General features: G+C 67.3%; 19 protein-coding genes, 1 pseudogene and 1 riboswitch. Of the genes and pseudogenes, 9 read left to right on the forward strand and 11 right to left on the reverse strand.

The genetic code is table 11. The annotated features are described in order from the left end of the window. Positions 1-31: 31 nt before the first annotated feature. Genes VFW69_RS19140 through VFW69_RS19150 form a run of 3 tightly spaced genes read right to left on the reverse strand, consistent with a single transcriptional unit; the run spans position 32 to position 1,607 of the window. Positions 32-310, reverse strand: coding sequence for a DUF2537 domain-containing protein (locus VFW69_RS19140; RefSeq protein WP_526503485.1), 279 nt, complete (start codon positions 308-310; stop codon positions 32-34). Between the two features lie 10 nt (positions 311-320). Next, a complete protein-coding gene (locus VFW69_RS19145; protein ID WP_526503487.1) occupies positions 321-1,154 on the reverse strand; it encodes a TrmH family RNA methyltransferase in 834 nt (277 codons plus the stop codon). Positions 1,155-1,175: 21 nt separating this feature from the next. Then, positions 1,176-1,607, reverse strand: coding sequence for an Rv0880 family HTH-type transcriptional regulator (locus VFW69_RS19150; protein ID WP_526503489.1), 432 nt, complete (start codon positions 1,605-1,607; stop codon positions 1,176-1,178). Positions 1,608-1,808: 201 nt separating this feature from the next. Between VFW69_RS19150 and VFW69_RS19155 the strand changes: the two genes are divergently transcribed. After that, complete coding sequence (locus VFW69_RS19155; protein ID WP_526503491.1) at positions 1,809-2,084, forward strand: DUF2530 domain-containing protein; 276 nt, start codon at positions 1,809-1,811, stop codon at positions 2,082-2,084. A 20-nt stretch (positions 2,085-2,104) separates the two neighbouring features. Then, positions 2,105-2,560 (forward strand): SRPBCC family protein, encoded by a 456-nt coding sequence (locus VFW69_RS19160; RefSeq protein WP_526503493.1) that lies wholly within the window; start codon positions 2,105-2,107, stop codon positions 2,558-2,560. Positions 2,561-2,748: 188 nt separating this feature from the next. Here the strand turns inward: VFW69_RS19160 and VFW69_RS19165 are convergent. Continuing rightward, positions 2,749-3,561: pseudogene (locus VFW69_RS19165) on the reverse strand (DUF3027 domain-containing protein); the annotation flags it as partial. A gap of 112 nt (positions 3,562-3,673) precedes the next feature. On the opposite strand from VFW69_RS19165, the gene VFW69_RS19170 reads away from it, so the two are divergent. The 3 genes from VFW69_RS19170 to VFW69_RS19180 all read left to right on the forward strand — a co-directional run bounded on the left by VFW69_RS19170 (position 3,674) and on the right by VFW69_RS19180 (position 6,791). Continuing rightward, positions 3,674-5,320, forward strand: a complete 1,647-nt coding sequence (locus VFW69_RS19170; protein ID WP_526503559.1) for an MFS transporter — start codon at positions 3,674-3,676, stop codon at positions 5,318-5,320. Then, positions 5,317-5,817 carry a DUF2771 family protein gene (locus tag VFW69_RS19175; protein WP_526503494.1) on the forward strand — a complete coding sequence of 167 codons (501 nt, stop codon included), beginning with the start codon at positions 5,317-5,319 and terminating at the stop codon, positions 5,815-5,817. The genes VFW69_RS19170 and VFW69_RS19175 overlap by 4 nt, the downstream gene beginning before the upstream one ends. Positions 5,818-5,924: 107 nt before the next feature. Further along, positions 5,925-6,791 carry an endonuclease domain-containing protein gene (locus VFW69_RS19180; protein ID WP_526503496.1) on the forward strand — a complete coding sequence of 289 codons (867 nt, stop codon included), beginning with the start codon at positions 5,925-5,927 and terminating at the stop codon, positions 6,789-6,791. A 68-nt stretch (positions 6,792-6,859) separates the two neighbouring features. Here the strand turns inward: VFW69_RS19180 and VFW69_RS19185 are convergent, their stop codons facing one another. The 3 genes from VFW69_RS19185 to VFW69_RS19195 form a co-directional block, all read right to left on the reverse strand. Further along, positions 6,860-7,864 (reverse strand): glutathione S-transferase family protein, encoded by a 1,005-nt coding sequence (locus tag VFW69_RS19185; RefSeq protein ID WP_526503498.1) that lies wholly within the window; start codon positions 7,862-7,864, stop codon positions 6,860-6,862. An 84-nt stretch (positions 7,865-7,948) separates the two neighbouring features. Next, on the reverse strand, positions 7,949-9,877 hold the full coding sequence (locus VFW69_RS19190) for an acyl-CoA dehydrogenase family protein (protein ID WP_526503500.1): 1,929 nt from the start codon (positions 9,875-9,877) through the stop codon (positions 7,949-7,951). 118 nt (positions 9,878-9,995) lie between these two features. Then, positions 9,996-10,403 carry a cold-shock protein gene (locus VFW69_RS19195; RefSeq protein WP_526503502.1) on the reverse strand — a complete coding sequence of 136 codons (408 nt, stop codon included), beginning with the start codon at positions 10,401-10,403 and terminating at the stop codon, positions 9,996-9,998. A 165-nt stretch (positions 10,404-10,568) separates the two neighbouring features. Between VFW69_RS19195 and VFW69_RS19200 the strand changes: the two genes are divergently transcribed. The 4 genes from VFW69_RS19200 to VFW69_RS19215 all read left to right on the forward strand — a co-directional run bounded on the left by VFW69_RS19200 (position 10,569) and on the right by VFW69_RS19215 (position 13,599). Then, positions 10,569-10,976 (forward strand): YccF domain-containing protein, encoded by a 408-nt coding sequence (locus VFW69_RS19200; RefSeq protein ID WP_526503504.1) that lies wholly within the window; start codon positions 10,569-10,571, stop codon positions 10,974-10,976. Continuing rightward, the gene (gene moaA, locus VFW69_RS19205; protein WP_526503506.1) at positions 10,973-12,055 is read left to right on the forward strand and encodes a GTP 3',8-cyclase MoaA; all 1,083 of its coding nucleotides are present in this window, start codon (positions 10,973-10,975) and stop codon (positions 12,053-12,055) included. Before VFW69_RS19200 ends, moaA begins: the two co-directional genes overlap by 4 nt. Before the next feature lie 4 nt (positions 12,056-12,059). Continuing rightward, positions 12,060-12,338 carry a MoaD/ThiS family protein gene (locus VFW69_RS19210; protein WP_526503509.1) on the forward strand — a complete coding sequence of 93 codons (279 nt, stop codon included), beginning with the start codon at positions 12,060-12,062 and terminating at the stop codon, positions 12,336-12,338. A 235-nt stretch (positions 12,339-12,573) separates the two neighbouring features. Next, a riboswitch (cyclic di-AMP (ydaO/yuaA leader) is annotated at positions 12,574-12,758 on the forward strand. A 13-nt stretch (positions 12,759-12,771) separates the two neighbouring features. Next, positions 12,772-13,599 (forward strand): transglycosylase family protein, encoded by an 828-nt coding sequence (locus VFW69_RS19215; protein WP_526503511.1) that lies wholly within the window; start codon positions 12,772-12,774, stop codon positions 13,597-13,599. Positions 13,600-13,695: 96 nt separating this feature from the next. Here VFW69_RS19215 and VFW69_RS19220 read toward each other — a convergent pair whose 3' ends face one another. Genes VFW69_RS19220 through VFW69_RS19235 form a run of 4 tightly spaced genes read right to left on the reverse strand, consistent with a single transcriptional unit; the run spans position 13,696 to position 15,336 of the window. After that, entirely contained in the window at positions 13,696-14,121 is a 426-nt protein-coding gene (locus VFW69_RS19220; RefSeq protein WP_526503513.1) for a molybdenum cofactor biosynthesis protein MoaE, read from the reverse strand. Further along, the gene (locus VFW69_RS19225; RefSeq protein ID WP_526503515.1) at positions 14,118-14,600 is read right to left on the reverse strand and encodes a MogA/MoaB family molybdenum cofactor biosynthesis protein; all 483 of its coding nucleotides are present in this window, start codon (positions 14,598-14,600) and stop codon (positions 14,118-14,120) included. The genes VFW69_RS19220 and VFW69_RS19225 overlap by 4 nt, the downstream gene beginning before the upstream one ends. Continuing rightward, complete coding sequence (gene moaC / locus VFW69_RS19230) at positions 14,597-15,127, reverse strand: cyclic pyranopterin monophosphate synthase MoaC (protein WP_526503517.1); 531 nt, start codon at positions 15,125-15,127, stop codon at positions 14,597-14,599. Before moaC ends, VFW69_RS19225 begins: the two co-directional genes overlap by 4 nt. An 8-nt stretch (positions 15,128-15,135) precedes the next feature. Next, positions 15,136-15,336, reverse strand: a complete 201-nt coding sequence (locus VFW69_RS19235; protein WP_526503519.1) for a hypothetical protein — start codon at positions 15,334-15,336, stop codon at positions 15,136-15,138. Positions 15,337-15,460 lie beyond the last annotated feature (124 nt).

The raw sequence follows: 15,460 nt of genomic DNA on the forward strand, positions 1-15,460 counted from the left end.
TCGTCCGGCTATGCCGGGCTCGCGATCGCCGCTATGTGTGACCCGCGGCCGTCAAGGCGAGCAGCACCACCCAGGCTCCCGCGACGCCCAGCGCCGCACCCAGCACGAACCAGCGCAGCACCGGGGTGCGCCGCCACCCCCACAAGGTCGGTGCCAGTCCCCCGGCGGCCACGATGTTGAGCCCGACGGCCAGCAGCGCGTGCACCCGAACCAGCCCCAGACTGAGCACCACGATCGCGACCGCGGTGACCGCCGCAACGAATCCGGTCACCGTCAAACCCGTTGCCCAGGGGACGGACTCGTCTCTCATCAGCCGGAGCCTAGTCTGACTGTCCATCGCCGCCTCTCGTCGCCGAGCGCGCCCGCTCGTAGAACGCCAACGCCGCCGCCGTCGCGACGTTGAGCGAGTCGGTGCCCCGCGACATCGGGATACGCACCCGCACGTCGCTCAACCGCAGGGCGGCCGGTGTCAGTCCCGGCCCCTCGGCGCCCACCAACACCGCGACGCGTTCGTCGCGCGCGGCCGTCATCGCGTCCGGCAAGGCGCACGCAGTGCCTTGCGGGGTCATCGCCATCAGTCGAAAACCGTTGTGCTGCAATATTTTGAGAGCGGCGGGCCAAAAGGTTGCACGCGCGAACGGCACCAGCAGCGCGTGGCCCATCGACACCCGGACCGCGCGGCGGTACAGCGGGTCGGCACAGCCGCTGCCGAATACCACCGCATCGACACCGAGGCCCGCCGCGTTGCGGAAGATCGAACCCAGGTTCTCGTGATCGTTGACCCCTTCGAGCACCGCCACGGTGCGGGCCCCGGCGATCACCTCGGCAACGCTGGGTTCGGCCACTCGCCGGGCGGCCGCCAGCACGCCGCGGTTGAGGTGGAAGCCGACCACTTGGGCCATGACATCGGCGGAGGTCCGGTAGAACGGCACGGCGCCGCCGGCCAGGTCATCGTCGAGCTCGGCGAGCCGGCGGTCGGTGCCCAGCAGGGCATGCGGGCGGAAGCGTGACGCGAGCATGCGCTGCACCACCAGCACACCCTCGGCGATCACCAGCCCCTTGCCGGACGGCAGATCTGGACGACGGTCGACGCTGTTCAGGTCGCGGAAATCGTCGAGCCTCGGATCGTCGGGGTCGTCAACGTCAATGATCATTCACGGCTTCGGTGGTGTGGCTCACGGGCCTTCGTCGACCAGGGCCAGCATCAGATCGGCCGCGTTGCGCAGGGTGTCGCGTTGTTCGCTGTTCAGCGTCGCCAGCCGCTTGGCCAGCCACTCCTGGCGAGCACGGCGGTTGACCTTGACCAGCTCGGCCCCAGGCTCGGAGACCGAGACCAGCACCTGCCGGCCGTCGACCGGGTGCGGCGCGCGGTCCACCAGCCCCATCTCGGCCAGCGACGCGATCACCCGGGTCATCGACGGCGGCCGGACCCGTTCGCGAATCGCCAGGGCGCCGGGTGTCATCGGGCCTTCGTTGGTCAACATCGCCAGAGCCGACAACTGGGACAAGGACACCGGCGACGACGGGTTGCGAAACCGCAGTTGGCGGGCCAGCCGCATAACTGCCAGTGACAGGTCGCTGGCCAGCCGCGCTTCGCTGTCAGGCATGGCGCGAGGTTACACGGCAGCTTCAGAAACCGGGACACGAACCCGCGAACGACGGGTGCTGATCCTTTTTGCTAAGCAACGGGCTTTTTCATCGAAACGCTTATCCGCCCGGGTATCCCGCTTTGCTCACGGGTTCGATCATCCCTTTCGGCAAGTGGGTGCGCCGCCGCCTTACCCCGACGAGGGGTTATGTTGATCGCGATGTCTGCCGAACCCGCTCGCGACCGCACCGCACCGCCGCTGCCGGCTGCGCTGCTGCGCGCGTGGCCATTCATCGCGCTCGGCGCGCTGGGTTGGCTGATCGCGGTGGCCGCCGCTTTCCTGGTGCCCTCGCTGCAGAGCTGGCGTCCGGTTGCCCTGGCCGGGCTGGGCGTGGGGGTACTCGGCACGAGCATCTTCTTGCTGCAGCTCGCCGCGGCCCGTCGCGGTGCGCGCGGCGCTCAGGCCGGGCTGGAAAATTTCCTCGACCACAAGTAATTCGCAGACCTGGAGGAGCGATGGTAGCCCCGCTGTTGCAAGCGCATGTCGATATCGACGCACCGGTGGCCGCCGTGTGGGAACTGATTTCCGATCTGCGCCGAATGCCGCAGTGGAGTCCGCAGTGCCGGTGGATGAAGCCTTTCGGCCCAGTGCGTCAGGGAACCCGGACCCTGAACCTCAACCGCCGCAAGCGGATGTTCTGGCCGACCACCTGCACGGTCGTCGAGGTCGTCCCCGACCGCAAACTCGCGTTCCGTGTCGACGCCAACAACACCATCTGGAGCTATGAGCTCGAGCCCAGGGGCGAGGGGACCCGGCTGATCGAGAGCCGTCACGCCGAAAACGGCGTCACGGCGTTTTCGAATCTGTCGGTGAATGCGCTCTTCGGCGGGACCACCAACTTCGAACGCGAATTGCTCGACGGCATGAACGCCTCCCTGGCGCGCATCAAGGCCGCCGCCGAAAGCGGCTAGTTGGGCGTCTCGGTCTGCGGCTGCTGGTCGGACTCCGGCGCCTCGGACACATGCTCGGCGGCGACTTCCGACCCCTCGGTCTGCGTCTCGGCTGCCGCTTCGCCCGGAGTCTCGGGCTGGGGCTCCGCGGCCTCGGGCTCCGGCAGTGCTTCTGCCGCCTCCGACGCCTCCGGAGGCGGCCCGGACGGCTCGACCGGTGCCTGGGTGACGTCCAATACGCCGTCGTCGTACGGCTCGTAGGCCGGCGACCCGGTGCCCGCCGGGGCCGGAGTGTCCGAGTGGGCACCGCAGCCGTACAGCTTGTCGACGATGTGCCCGTCGGCCGACAATTCGTTGCCGCACACCCCGAACAGCGCACCCAGGGAACCCGAGAGCGGCAGGAAGAAGCCGCAGTCGCGGCATACCCGCTTGGTGGATCGCGCCATCGGCGAGTCGGGGCCGTGGTCGCCGGTGCGCCAGCGTCCGGCCGCCTCCGAGCGGCCCTCGGCGCTCATCACCCAGTGCCGGCCCAGCCCGATTTCCGCCGCGGTCTCATCGACTTGGGGATCCCCGCTGGCGGTGTAGCCGGGAACCAGCCGAGCATCGTTCGCGGCGGGCGCCAACAGGTCACCGGGGCTCAGGTCCCCGGGCCGCACCCGTTGCTCCCACGGCACCCATTCGGGCGCCAGCAATGCCGTCGGCCCTGGCACCAGCACCACCTCGCTGATGGTGGCGTGGTCGGCGCCCGGATAGGCGGCCACCACAACCGCCCATTGCCATCCCTGGTAGCCGGGTAAATGCGCCAGGAACCGGTGGGTGGCAGTGCTCGCGTCTTCGTAGCCGGCGCCCAGATAGTCGCCGACCATCTCCGGCCCACTGAACTCCACGACGGCGGCCCTGGCCTGGTCTGCCGCGCCCGTGAGCACCGCCGCCAACCCCTCGGGCCAGTCGCCCACGGTCGCCACGGCGTAGTCCACGGTGGGCTCCTCGATGGGTCGGGTCACGCTGTCTTCTTTCTGCATTGCGTTTCCAATACTAGGTTGACGAGCCACGCCCCGTTACCTGCAGACGCATCCAGGCGGCATAGGGGAGAATCGGAACGTGTCTGGACGGCGGCAAAACAATCCGGGCCGGGTGGCCTCTCAGCCGGGCCGCCCGCCCCGCGACGGCGCTGCCTCCCAGCATCCGGGCGCGGCGAATTACCCCGCCGGAGGTGCCGCCGACCGTCGCACCCGCCCGTCGCCGATGCCGAGCGCCAACCGCTATCTGCCCCCCCTGGACCACCAGCCGGAGCCGGAACGCAACAGCGGCGGGGCGTCTCGTCCTCCGGCCGCCGGCGAGCGGATCACCGTCACCCGCGCCGCCGCACTGCGCAGCCGCGAGATGGGTTCGCGGATGTACTGGATGGTGCAGCGCGCCGCGACCGCCGACGGCGCGGACAAGTCAGGTCTGACGGCGCTGACGTGGCCCGTGGTAGCCAACTTTGCGGTGGACGCCGCGATGGCCGTCGCGCTGGCCAACACCTTGTTCTTCGCCGCGGCAACCGGCGAGAGCAAGGGCAGGGTCGCGCTGTACCTGTTGATCACCATCGCGCCGTTCGCGGTGATCGCACCGCTGATCGGTCCGGCGCTGGACCGGCTGCAGCACGGCCGTCGCGTCGCCCTGGCCGCGTCGTTCGCCCTTCGCACCGCGTTGGCCGTGCTGCTGGTCATGAACTACGACGGCGCGAGCGGCAGTTTCCCGTCGTGGGTGCTCTATCCGTGCGCGCTCGCGATGATGGTTTTCTCGAAGTCGTTCAGCGTGCTGCGCAGCGCGGTGACACCGCGGGTGATGCCGCCGACCATCGACCTGGTGCGGGTGAACGCCCGGCTGACCATGTTCGGTCTACTGGGCGGCACGATCGTCGGCGGTGCGATTGCGGGTGGCGTCGAGTTCGTCTGTACCCACCTGTTCAAGCTGCCCGGGGCGTTGTTCGTGGTGATAGCGGTGACGATCGCCGGCGCCCTGCTGGCCATGCGGATACCGCGCTGGGTCGAGGTGACCGCCGGTGAGGTCCCCGCCACCCTGAGCTATCGCCAGGACAGTGAACCGCTGCGGCGCAGCTGGCACAAGGAAGTCAGCGGGGCGCTCCGGCAGCCGTTGGGCCGCAACATCATCACCTCGCTGTGGGGTAACTGCACCATCAAGGTCATGGTGGGCTTTTTGTTCCTATATCCCGCATTCGTCGCCAAGGCCCATCAGGCCAATGGCTGGGCCCAGGTCGCGATGCTCGGGGTGATCGGCGCGGCGGCCGGGATCGGCAATTTCGCCGGCAACTTCACCAGTGCGCGCCTGAAGCTGGGCCGGCCCGCCGTGCTGGTGGTGCGCTGCACGGTGGCGGTGAGCGCGGTCGCGCTGGCCGCCTCCGTCGCCGGCAACCTGGTGCTGGCCGTGATCGCCACCCTGGTCACGTCGGGGGCCAGCGCGATCGCGAAGGCGTCCCTGGATGCGTCGCTGCAGAACGACCTGCCGGAGGAATCCCGCGCATCGGGCTTCGGGCGCTCCGAGTCGACGCTGCAGTTGGCCTGGGTCCTCGGCGGCGCGCTGGGGGTGTTGGTGTACACCGAATTGTGGGTCGGTTTTACCGCGGTCACTGCGCTGCTCATTTTGGGTTTGGCGCAGACCCTGGTCAGCTTCCGCGGCAACTCACTGATTCCCGGCCTGGGAGGAAATAGGCCAATCATGGTCGAGCAGGAGGGCAAGCGTCGCGGTGTCGGCGCTTCGGCGGTGGTTGCCGAGTGAAACCCGGAAGCAAGCGGGGTGTGGCCGTGCTGCTCGCCTGCCTGGTGGCTGTGCTGTGCGTGGGCGCCGGCGTCGGCACCTGGTTGCTGGTGGGCGGCTCCGGACCGCGGCACCCGGAGATCAGCGCATATTCACACGGTCACCTGACCCGGGTGGGGCCTTACCTGTACTGCAACGTGCTCAACCTCGAAGAGTGCGAGACGCCGCAGAACCAGGGCGAGTTGAAGGTCAGCGAGCGCTACCCGATTCAGCTCTCGGTGCCCGATGCAATTTACCGGGCGCCCTGGCGCCTGCTGCAGGTATACGACGACCCAACCAACACCGCCAGCACCATCTTCCGGCCGGGCACCCGGTTCGCGGTAACGATCCCGTCCGTCGACCCGCAGCGCGGGCGTTTGGCCGGAATCGTCGTGCAGTTGCTGACGTTGGCGGTTGATCCCGCAGGCGAGCTGCGCGATGTGCCGCACGCGGAATGGTCGATACGGCTGGCGTACTAAACCCCTCTCTGCGCCCAACGTCGACTTGTGGTGCGAATGCGAGTCCCGTGGGCGCAATAACTCCGCGCTCGCCCGAGGATGTCGGTGCGGCCGGGCAATGTGTCGGCATGCGATCGCTGGACTGGCCATTTAGAGGAACCGAAGCGCTGGCAGCCGGCCTGCTCACACCACACCAATTGCGGAACGATTTCGAGATGGTCCATCGCAACGTCTACATCCCTCGCGCGGCGACATTGACCGCCGTGACCCGGGCGATTGCCGCCTGGCTGTGGTCTGGGCGGACCGCGACACTGGCGGGCCTGTCCGCTGCCGCACTGCACCGGACGGCGTGGATCGACGACTGGCTGCCCGCGGAGCTCAACCGACCCAGCCAAGACAAGGCACGCGGCATCATTTTGCACAGCGACACCCTCGACGACGATGAGACGACCGTGTGCCACGGGATACGCCTTACCACGCCCGCACGCACGGCATTTGATTTGGCCAGGCGAAAGGGCTTGACTACAGCGGTGATTCGGCTCGATGCGCTCATGCACGCATCCGACTTGAAGCTGGCTGACGTCGAACTACTGGCCAACCGCCACCGCGGAGCACGCGGACTGGTGCAGTTGCGACGGGTCCTGCTGCTCGCCGACGGAGGCGCGGAATCACCTTGCGAGACCAAGACTCGCTTACTTCTCGTGGGCAGCGGATTGCCACGACCACAGACCCAGATCGAAGTGGTCAACCAGTGGGGCACGGTGCTGGCGCGCATTGATATGGGTTGGGAGGACTGGAAGGTCGGCGTGGAATTCGACGGCGCGCACCACTGGACCGATCCCGCGCAGCGGACCCGAGACATCGATCGGCTGGCAGAACTCGAGGCAAGGGGCTGGAGGATTGTCCGGGTCAGCGCTGACCTGCTTCGACACCGGCCCCACGTCGTCGTGGCACGTGCCCGCAGCGCCCTGCTTGCTGGAGGCTGTCCGCTCTAACCGTCGAGCGTGGCGTTTGTTGGGCAAATCCGCCTAATTTTGCGCAACAAGTCGACGTTCGCCAAGGCTCAGGCCCCGTGGCCGGCGGGTACGCGTTCACCTTCGACCGGCGGACCGGGCGGTGTTCCCGCCCCGAACGGCTTACCGCCCAAGCTTTCTCGCCCGTGCGGGGATAGCCAGCCGCCCAGGTCTGGACCCTTGGGCACGATCCGGGTGGGATTGATGTCGGCGTGCACGATGTAGTAGTGCTGCTTGATCTGGACGAAGTCGACGGTGTCACCGAATCCGGGTGTCTGGAACAGGTCGCGCGCATAGGCCCACAGCACCGGCATTTCGCTCAATTTGCTGCGATTGCACTTGAAATGCCCGTGATACACCGGGTCGAAGCGGGCCAGGGTGGTGAACAACCGCACGTCGGCCTCGGTGATGGTGTCGCCCACCAGGAATCGCTGATTGCTCAGCCGTTCGCTCACCCAATCCAGGGCGGTGAACAACCGGTCGTAGGCCGCTTCGTAGGCCTGCTGCGAACCGGCGAACCCGCACCGGTACACGCCGTTGTTGATCTCGGTGTAGACCTTCTTGCTCACCTCATCGATCGCGGCGCGCAGTTGTTCTGGATACAGCTCGGGTGCCCCGTCGCGGTGGTATGCCTTCCATTCCGTCGAGAGATCCAGGGTCATCTGCGCGAAGTCGTTGGTGACCACCGCGCCGGTTCCGACGTCGACGATCGCCGGGACCGTGATGCCTTTGGGATAGTCCGGGAAACGCTTGAAGTAGGCGTCCTGTAGCCGCGGAATCTTCAGCACGGGGTCGACGCCGCCCGGATCGAGATCGAACGTCCAACTGCGCTCGTCGTGGGTTGGGCCGCAAAAACCAATGGAGAGAACATTTTCCAGACCCAGTAGGCGGCGGACGATGATCGCGCGGTTCGCCCACGGGCACGCCCGGGCGACGATCAGCCGGTACCGCCCGGGCTCGACCGGATACCCGTCGCGCCCATCGTCAGTGATGCGGGTGGTGATGTAGTTGGTGTCGCGGGTGAATTCGCCTGCCGGAGCAATATAGGAAGCCATATCTCCCATAGTCGCTCAACATCGATTCATTGCCGAGCGATCTCCGGATTCGGCCTTGAGCGACTCTGGTTTCGACCGCACGCCTCAGGTCGTGAGGAATCTCCGAGCCAAATTGGTCTCGGCCGACGCACCCTCTTCCCAGTCAGTGATCCACGGCCCGGTGCCCTCGGACTGATCGATGATCCCGTCCTCAAGCCAGCTGTAGCGCCCCTGAAGCAGGTTGCGGGTGAGCTGAACATCGCTGCCGTCGGTGTTGTCCCACAACGCGTCAAACAGCGTCTGCACCCGCAAGGCCGCTTGCTGGCAGAACGTTTCGGCGAGCTCGTACGCCTGCTGACCAACCGCCGCATCGACGGTGCGTTGTGACTCCGCGCGCACGCACGCCGCGGACATCGCGAACAGCTCGGCACCGATATCTACGACGCGTCCGAGGAAGCCCTGCCGCTGCTCCAGTTTGGCTTGCCAACGTGCCATCCCGTAGAAGGTGTTGCGTGCCAGCTTGCGGCTGGAGCGTTCGATAAAGCGAAGGTGTGATGCCAGCGGACCGAATTCATGGTAGGCCCGCGGCCGCTGCCCTTCGCCGAAGGCCAGCTGAGGCAACCACTTTGCGTAGAATCCGCTCGCCCCGACAGCCGCGGCGGCCTTCTGTCGCAAGCCGGTGTCGGGCTTGGCGAGGTCACCGGCCGCCGAAAGGTGGGCATCGACCGCTTCGCGAGCGATGAGTAGCCTCATGATCTCGCTGGATCCTTCGAAGATGCGATTGATCCGCAGGTCCCGTAACGCCTGCTCGACCGGCACCGCACGTTCGCCGCGCGCGGCCAGCGACTCTGCGGTCTCATATCCCCGCCCACCCCGAATCTGCATCACCTCATCGGCAATCAGGCAGGCCATCTCGCTGGACCATAATTTGGCCAGCGCCGCCTCGATGCGGATGTCGTTGCGGCCCTCATCGGCCATTTGGGCGGACAGTTCGAGTACCGCGTCAAGGGCGTAGTTGGTCGCGGCGATGAAGGAGAGCTTGCTTGCCACCGCCTCGTGTTCGGCCAGTGGTTTGCCCCACTGCACACGCTCACCCGACCATTCGCGCGCTATCTTCAGCGCCCACTTCGACGAACCCGTCGCGCTGGCGGGAATTGACAACCGTCCGGCGTTGAGCGTGGTCAGCGCGATTTTCAAGCCGTCGCCTTCTCGGCCGACCAGGTTATCGCTCGGGACCCGAACCTTGTGCAGCCTGGTCACACCGTTCTCGATGCCGCGCAGCCCCATGAATTTGTTGCGTCGCTCCACGGTGATGCCCGGCGAATCGGCCTCGACGACAAAGGCGCTGATGCCACCTCGATGTCCGTCGGCCTTGGGTACCCGGGCCATCACCACCAACAGCTCTGCGACCACGCCGTTGGTGGTCCACAACTTCACGCCATCGAGTTGGTAGGCCTTCCCGTCCTCGACCGGTGTCGCCGTCGAGGCCAGGCGTGCCGGGTCGGACCCGACATCGGGTTCCGTCAGCAGAAATGCCGATATGGCCCCAGCTGCGCACCGCGGCAGAAACTTCCGTTTCTGCTCGGGTGTCCCGGCAAGCTTGAGCGGCTCGGGCACGCCGATCGATTGATGAGCCGACAGCAATGCGCCGAGGCTGGGATGAACGCTCGTCACCATCATCAGAGCCCGGTTGTAGGCGACTTGCGACATATTCAGGCCGCCGTAATCGGACGGTATTTTCATCCCGAAACAGCCCAGGTCGGCCAAACCCTTCACGTACTCATCAGGAATTTGCGCATCGCGTTCAATGACGCTGCCATCCACGGTGCCCAGAAATTCCCGTAGCCGGTCGAGAAACGCACGGGTGCGGTCCTCGTCAGACTCCGATGGTGTGGGAAACGGGTGGATCAACTCCAGCGAAAAACGACCAAGAAACAATTCTTTGGCGAAAGATGGCTTTTCCCACCCCGTTTCGCGTGACTCCTCGGCGAGAGCTCTCGCCTGTGCCTCGGTGACCTGCGCCTGCTGTGCCATGCAGCCTCCTTGCTAGTCGTGAGGGCGGAGTACCCCGTTCGACGCTCGCCACGCCGTCAGCTGCGCGCCAGTTGATGCCCGTGGGCCGCACATTAACGCGGGAGGCTGGGTGTCAGCGTCAGGCGTCGAGCTCCCGGGCGACGGCCTTGACCACCTCGGACACCCGGCGGGCAGTCTTGCGGTCCGGGTAGCGACCCTTGCGCAACTCTGGCTGCACCGTGCTTTCCAGCAGCGTGATCATGTCCTCGACCATGCCGTGCAGCTCGTCGGGGCTGTGCTTGTGCTCGGCGGGCACCTCGCGACGCGTCTTGGTCAGGCTGGGCGGCGGCTCAATCAGTTTGAGGCTCAACGCTTGCGGTCCGCGCCGTCCGGAGGCGATGCCGAACTCGACACGCTGGCCCGCCTTGAGGCCCTCGACCCCAGCGGGCAACGCCGACGAGCGAACGTACACGTCTTCGCCGTCCTCTTGCGACAGGAAGCCGAAGCCCTTGTCAGCGTCGTACCACTTCACCTTGCCCGTCGGCACTGGTCTCACCTGCTTGTCTAACGAATCAATAGAAATAGGCAACACAATAAGCGTCCCGCCTGCGCAGGACGCCGTATTAGGAGTCTGATCCTACTCGGATGCCCGGGTAACGAGCACCCCCGTTATCGGGCACTCGGTACGCTTGGTAATAACCGCGGAGGAGATATGCGCCTGATCCTTAACGTCATCTGGCTAGTCTTCGGCGGCCTGTGGATGGCCGTCGGATACCTGGCTGCGGCGATCATCAGCTTCGTGCTCATCATCACCATTCCTTTTGGCTTCGCGTCGCTGCGCATCGCCTCCTACGCGCTGTGGCCGTTCGGCCGCACGATTGTGGACAAGCCGACGGCGGGGTCCGGCGTCCTGGTCGGAAACGTCATCTGGGTGGTGCTGTTCGGCGTGTGGCTGGCGATCGGCCATCTGGTCAGCGCGGCGGCGATGGCGCTCACGATCGTCGGCATTCCGCTGGCGCTGGCCAACCTGAAATTGATTCCGGTGTCGTTGATGCCGCTGGGCAAGGAGATTGTCCCGATCGGCTCGCCGACTCACTACGCGCCGCCGGCGGCCGCATGACCCTGACGACGCTGGGCTTCCCGTCGGTGCCGAGCCGCGACGACGGCCCGACCGTTCCCGCGGATGCGCCGGCCACCGGCCCGCTGGTGGACACCTATGGGCGGGTCGCCACCGATCTGCGGGTCTCGCTGACCGATCGCTGCAACCTGCGGTGCAGTTATTGCATGCCGGCGGAAGGCCTGAACTGGCTGCCGGGCGAGCAACTGCTGGGTGCCGACGAGCTGGCCAGGCTGATGCGCATCGCGGTCACCCGGCTGGGCGTGACCAGCGTGCGGTTCACGGGCGGCGAACCCCTGCTGGCGCGCCACCTCGAAGAGGTGGTCGCCGCGGCCGCCGCTCTGCAGCCCCGCCCCGAGATCTCGCTGACCACCAACGGTATCGGGCTGGCGCGGCGCGCCACCGGGCTCGCCGCGGCCGGCCTGGATCGGGTCAATGTCTCGTTGGACAGCGTGGATCGCCAGAATTTCGCGGCCATCACCCGTCGCGACCGGCTCGCCGACGTGCTGGACGGCCTGGCCGCCGCCAACAAGGCCGGCCTGACGCCGGTGAAGGTGAACGCCGTGCTGGATCCCGGCACCGGCCGCGAGGACGTGGTGGGGCTGTTGCGGTTCTGCCTCGAGCACGGCTACCAGTTGCGCGTCATCGAGCAGATGCCGCTGGATGCCGGGCACCAATGGCGACGGGACGCTGCGCTCAGCGCCGACGACGTGCTGGCCGCGTTGCGCCTGCACTTTCGGCTCCGGCCCGACCCGGCGCCGCGCGGATCGGCCCCCGCAGAGCTCTGGCTGGTCGACACCGGTCCGGGCACGCCGAGCAGCAAATTCGGGGTTATCGCATCGGTCTCGCATGCCTTCTGCGGGGCGTGTGACCGCACCCGCTTGACGGCCGACGGCCAGATCCGCAGCTGCCTGTTCGCCGAACAGGAGACCGACCTGCGCGGGCTGCTGCGCGGCGGTGCGCCCGACGACGCGATCGAGGCGGCGTGGCGCACCGCGATGTGGGGCAAGCCCGCCGGTCACGGCATCAACGATCCGAATTTCATCCAGCCCGACCGCCCGATGAGCGCGATCGGTGGCTAGTCCCATGGGACAGACCCCTGTCCAAGCCCATGGAATCCAGGTGACGGTGCGCTACTTCGCGGCCGCCCGAGCGGCCGCGGGCGTCGATTCGGAGGCCGTGGTGCTGCGCCCCGGCACCACGGTCGGTGAACTCGTCGAGCGGCTCGCCGTTCGAGGGTCTCGCCTGGCCACCGTTTTGACCCGGTGCTCGTATCTGCGGGACGGGATCGCCGTCCGCGACGAGACCGCGGCGTTGCAGTCCGGTGACACGATCGACGTCCTGCCGCCCTTTTCTGGCGGTTGAAACTGTGACATATCTCACGTAACGGAACGATAACGGCGCGATCACGCTCCGATATCGCGCATTACGACCTGCGCAAACACTATGTGTTCCTGCGGTTTTCGCGGATGACTGAGAGGGAAACGCCAGGTTTCGCCAGACGTGACGCGACCAACAGAAACGGTTACCGTCTCCGAAGGCTCGCCAGCCATCCCGATTGGCGGACCTCCCCTCCCTATCGCGCCGAGCTCCATCCAATAGGCGGGGGCCTCCGAAATACATGGATGGAGACGGGGGACCCACCGGTCCACCGTGATCGGATTGGGGCCGCTCGCGGCTCCTAGGGGTGAAGTCGACGTCGTCTCGTTTGAGACCTCGTCGGCCGGGTGGCCTCTCCAACCCGAACCCGACAGCTGACCTCGCAGGCGCGTGACGAGAGAGGAATAAACCGGCGCGTATGAGTGGACGTCACCGCAAGCCCAGCAGTTCAAACATCAGCGTCGCCAAGATCGCCTTCACCGGCGCGGTTCTTGGTGGCGGCAGCATCGCCCTTGCCGGCCAAGCGGCCGCGGCCACCGACGGTGAATGGGATCAGGTAGCCCATTGCGAATCCGGCGGTAACTGGGGCATCAACACCGGCAACGGCTACCACGGTGGCGTGCAATTCAGCGCAAGCACCTGGGCCGCACACGGCGGGGGCCAGTACGCCCCGTCGGCCGAACTCGCCAGTAGGGAACAGCAGATCGCCGTCGCGGAGCGGGTGCTCGCCACCCAGGGCCGTGGCGCCTGGCCCGTGTGCGGTGGCCCCCTGTCGGGTCCCACCCATCGCGACGTGCCAGCGCCGGCCGGCCTGGACGCGCCCGGCCTCAACGGCGCCCCGGCGCCGCTGGCCCCGCCCGCGGACGCTCCTCCTCCGCCGCCCCCGCCCGCTCCAGTGCAACTGGCCTCGTTTGACCGGTGGGCACCGCAGGACGCGCCTCCCGCTCCCCCGGCGGACCTGCCGCCGGCTCCCCCGGCGGACGCCGTCCCGCCCGCGCCTCCCGTGGACCTACCGCCGGCACCCCCGGCCGACGCCCCGCCGCCGGCCGACGCGATGCCGCCCGCACCTCCGGTGGACGCACCGCCGGTCGTGGACACGGACTTCCACGGTTTCGTACCGGAAGGCATGCCGCAGCATGTTTCTGAAGCTAACTACCTCATGGAGCTGTGGGACGCGATCCGGGCCCAGGACGTGCAAGGAAACGACGCGCTGGACGCTCTCGCTCAGCCGTCACCTAACGCCTGACACACACCGCTAACCCCCCGCACGCCCCCGAAACCCCTCCTTTTCGGGGCGTGTCGGGCACGGCGCACCCTTCCGGTGGCCGGCGTGCCGAGCGCGTCAGGCCGAGCCCACCCACTCTTCGGTTCCGTCGGCAAAGAATTGGTGCTTCCACACCGGTAGCCGCGCCTTGATGGTGTCCACCAGGTGCGCGCAGGTGGCGAATGCCGCCTGCCTGTGGTCGGCCGCGACGGCCGCCACCAGCGCCGCCTCTCCGATGCGCAGCGCGCCGATGCGGTGGCTGGCGGCGACGGCACGCACGCCGCTGGACTGCTCGGCCACATCGGCCACCACATCGGCGATGATCTGGTCGGCCGACGGATGCGCGGAGTACTCCAGCCGCACCACCCGCCGTCCGCCGTCGTGGTCGCGGATCATGCCTACGAACCCGACGATGGCCCCGGCCGACTGATGGCCGACCAACTCTTCATGCTCGGCCAGTGAAATCGGGTGCGCGGTCATGGCGGCGCGCACGACGAGCGTCATCGCTGGTGATCTTCGCCAGCGAGCTGGTCGAGTGCGTGGTCCAGCACATCGGCGAGCACCCCGAGGCCGTCGCGCACCCCTCCGGGCGAACCAGGCAGGTTGACGATCAGGGTCTGGCCGGCCACACCGCACACCCCGCGCGACAGCACCGACGTCGGCACCTTCGGCAGGCCCGACTGACGGATGGCTTCCGCCAGCCCCGGAATCATGTAGTCGACGACGGCCACGGTGTGGTCGGGTGTGCTGTCGCTGGGCGAAATGCCGGTGCCGCCGGAGGTGATGACGACGTCGACCTCGGCGTCGATCGCGGTGCGCAGCGCGTCGCCGACCGGCGGCCCATCGGCAACCACCTGCGGCTCTTGGGTCGAAAAGCCGCGATCCGCCAGCCATTCGGCGATGATCGGGCCGCAGCGGTCGTCGTACACTCCCGACGACGCGCGGGTCGAGGCGATGATGATGCGGGCGGAACGAGTGCTCATGGGCGCGCCCACCTTCCGGTTTTGCCGCCTTCCTTGCGCAGCACGCGAATGTCGTCGATTCGTGCGGCCGGATCCACCGCCTTGATCATGTCGTAGAGCGTCAGGCCCGCGACGCTGACCGCCGTCAGCGCTTCCATCTCCACCCCCGTGCGGTCGGTGCTTCGCACCGTTGCGATGATCTCGATTTCAGACTCCCGCACGGTGAAGTCGATGTCGACCCCCGTGAGCGCGAGTTGATGACAAAGCGGGATGAGTTCGCTGGTGCGCTTCGCGGCCTGAATGCCGGCTATCCGCGCCGTGGCCAGCGCATCGCCCTTGGGCAGGCCGCCAGTAGAGATCAGCGCCAGAACTTGCGCCGACGAGCGCAGGACGCCGGCGGCCACCGCGGTCCGCTTGGTGGCTACCTTCTCGCTGACGTCGACCATGTGCGCCGCCCCATGGTCGTCCAGGTGTGACAGGGCGCCCGAGCCGGCGTCGTCCGACGCCCAGCTCGCCGAGGCTTTGGAGTCCTCAGAGGCGTTAGCCATCTGGCGGCCTACCGATTGACGACGGTGACCGGGTGCAGGTAGGGCAGATCGGTGGGGGGCAGCGGGAACACCAGCTCGCCGAAGGGCGACAGAGCACCCGTGCGATCGGTCACGAGTTCACTGACCGCGTGGTCGTCGGGGTCCGTCGTCGGCCAGCCGTTGTCGACATACTTGGTTTTACGTGCTTTGCCCTCAGCAGTGTCAGCCACGAGGTCCATTCTGACAGGTGGCCCAACAGCACGCGGCGCAAGACCGGAGTTTCGGAGACGCGTCGTCGCCGCCGCCGCTGGTCACCGTGCCGGTGAGGCGATGACCCTTCAGGTCTGCTGGGCA

The sequence above is a fragment of the Mycobacterium sp. genome, assembly GCF_036273375.1.
Classification (GTDB): domain Bacteria; phylum Actinomycetota; class Actinomycetes; order Mycobacteriales; family Mycobacteriaceae; genus Mycobacterium.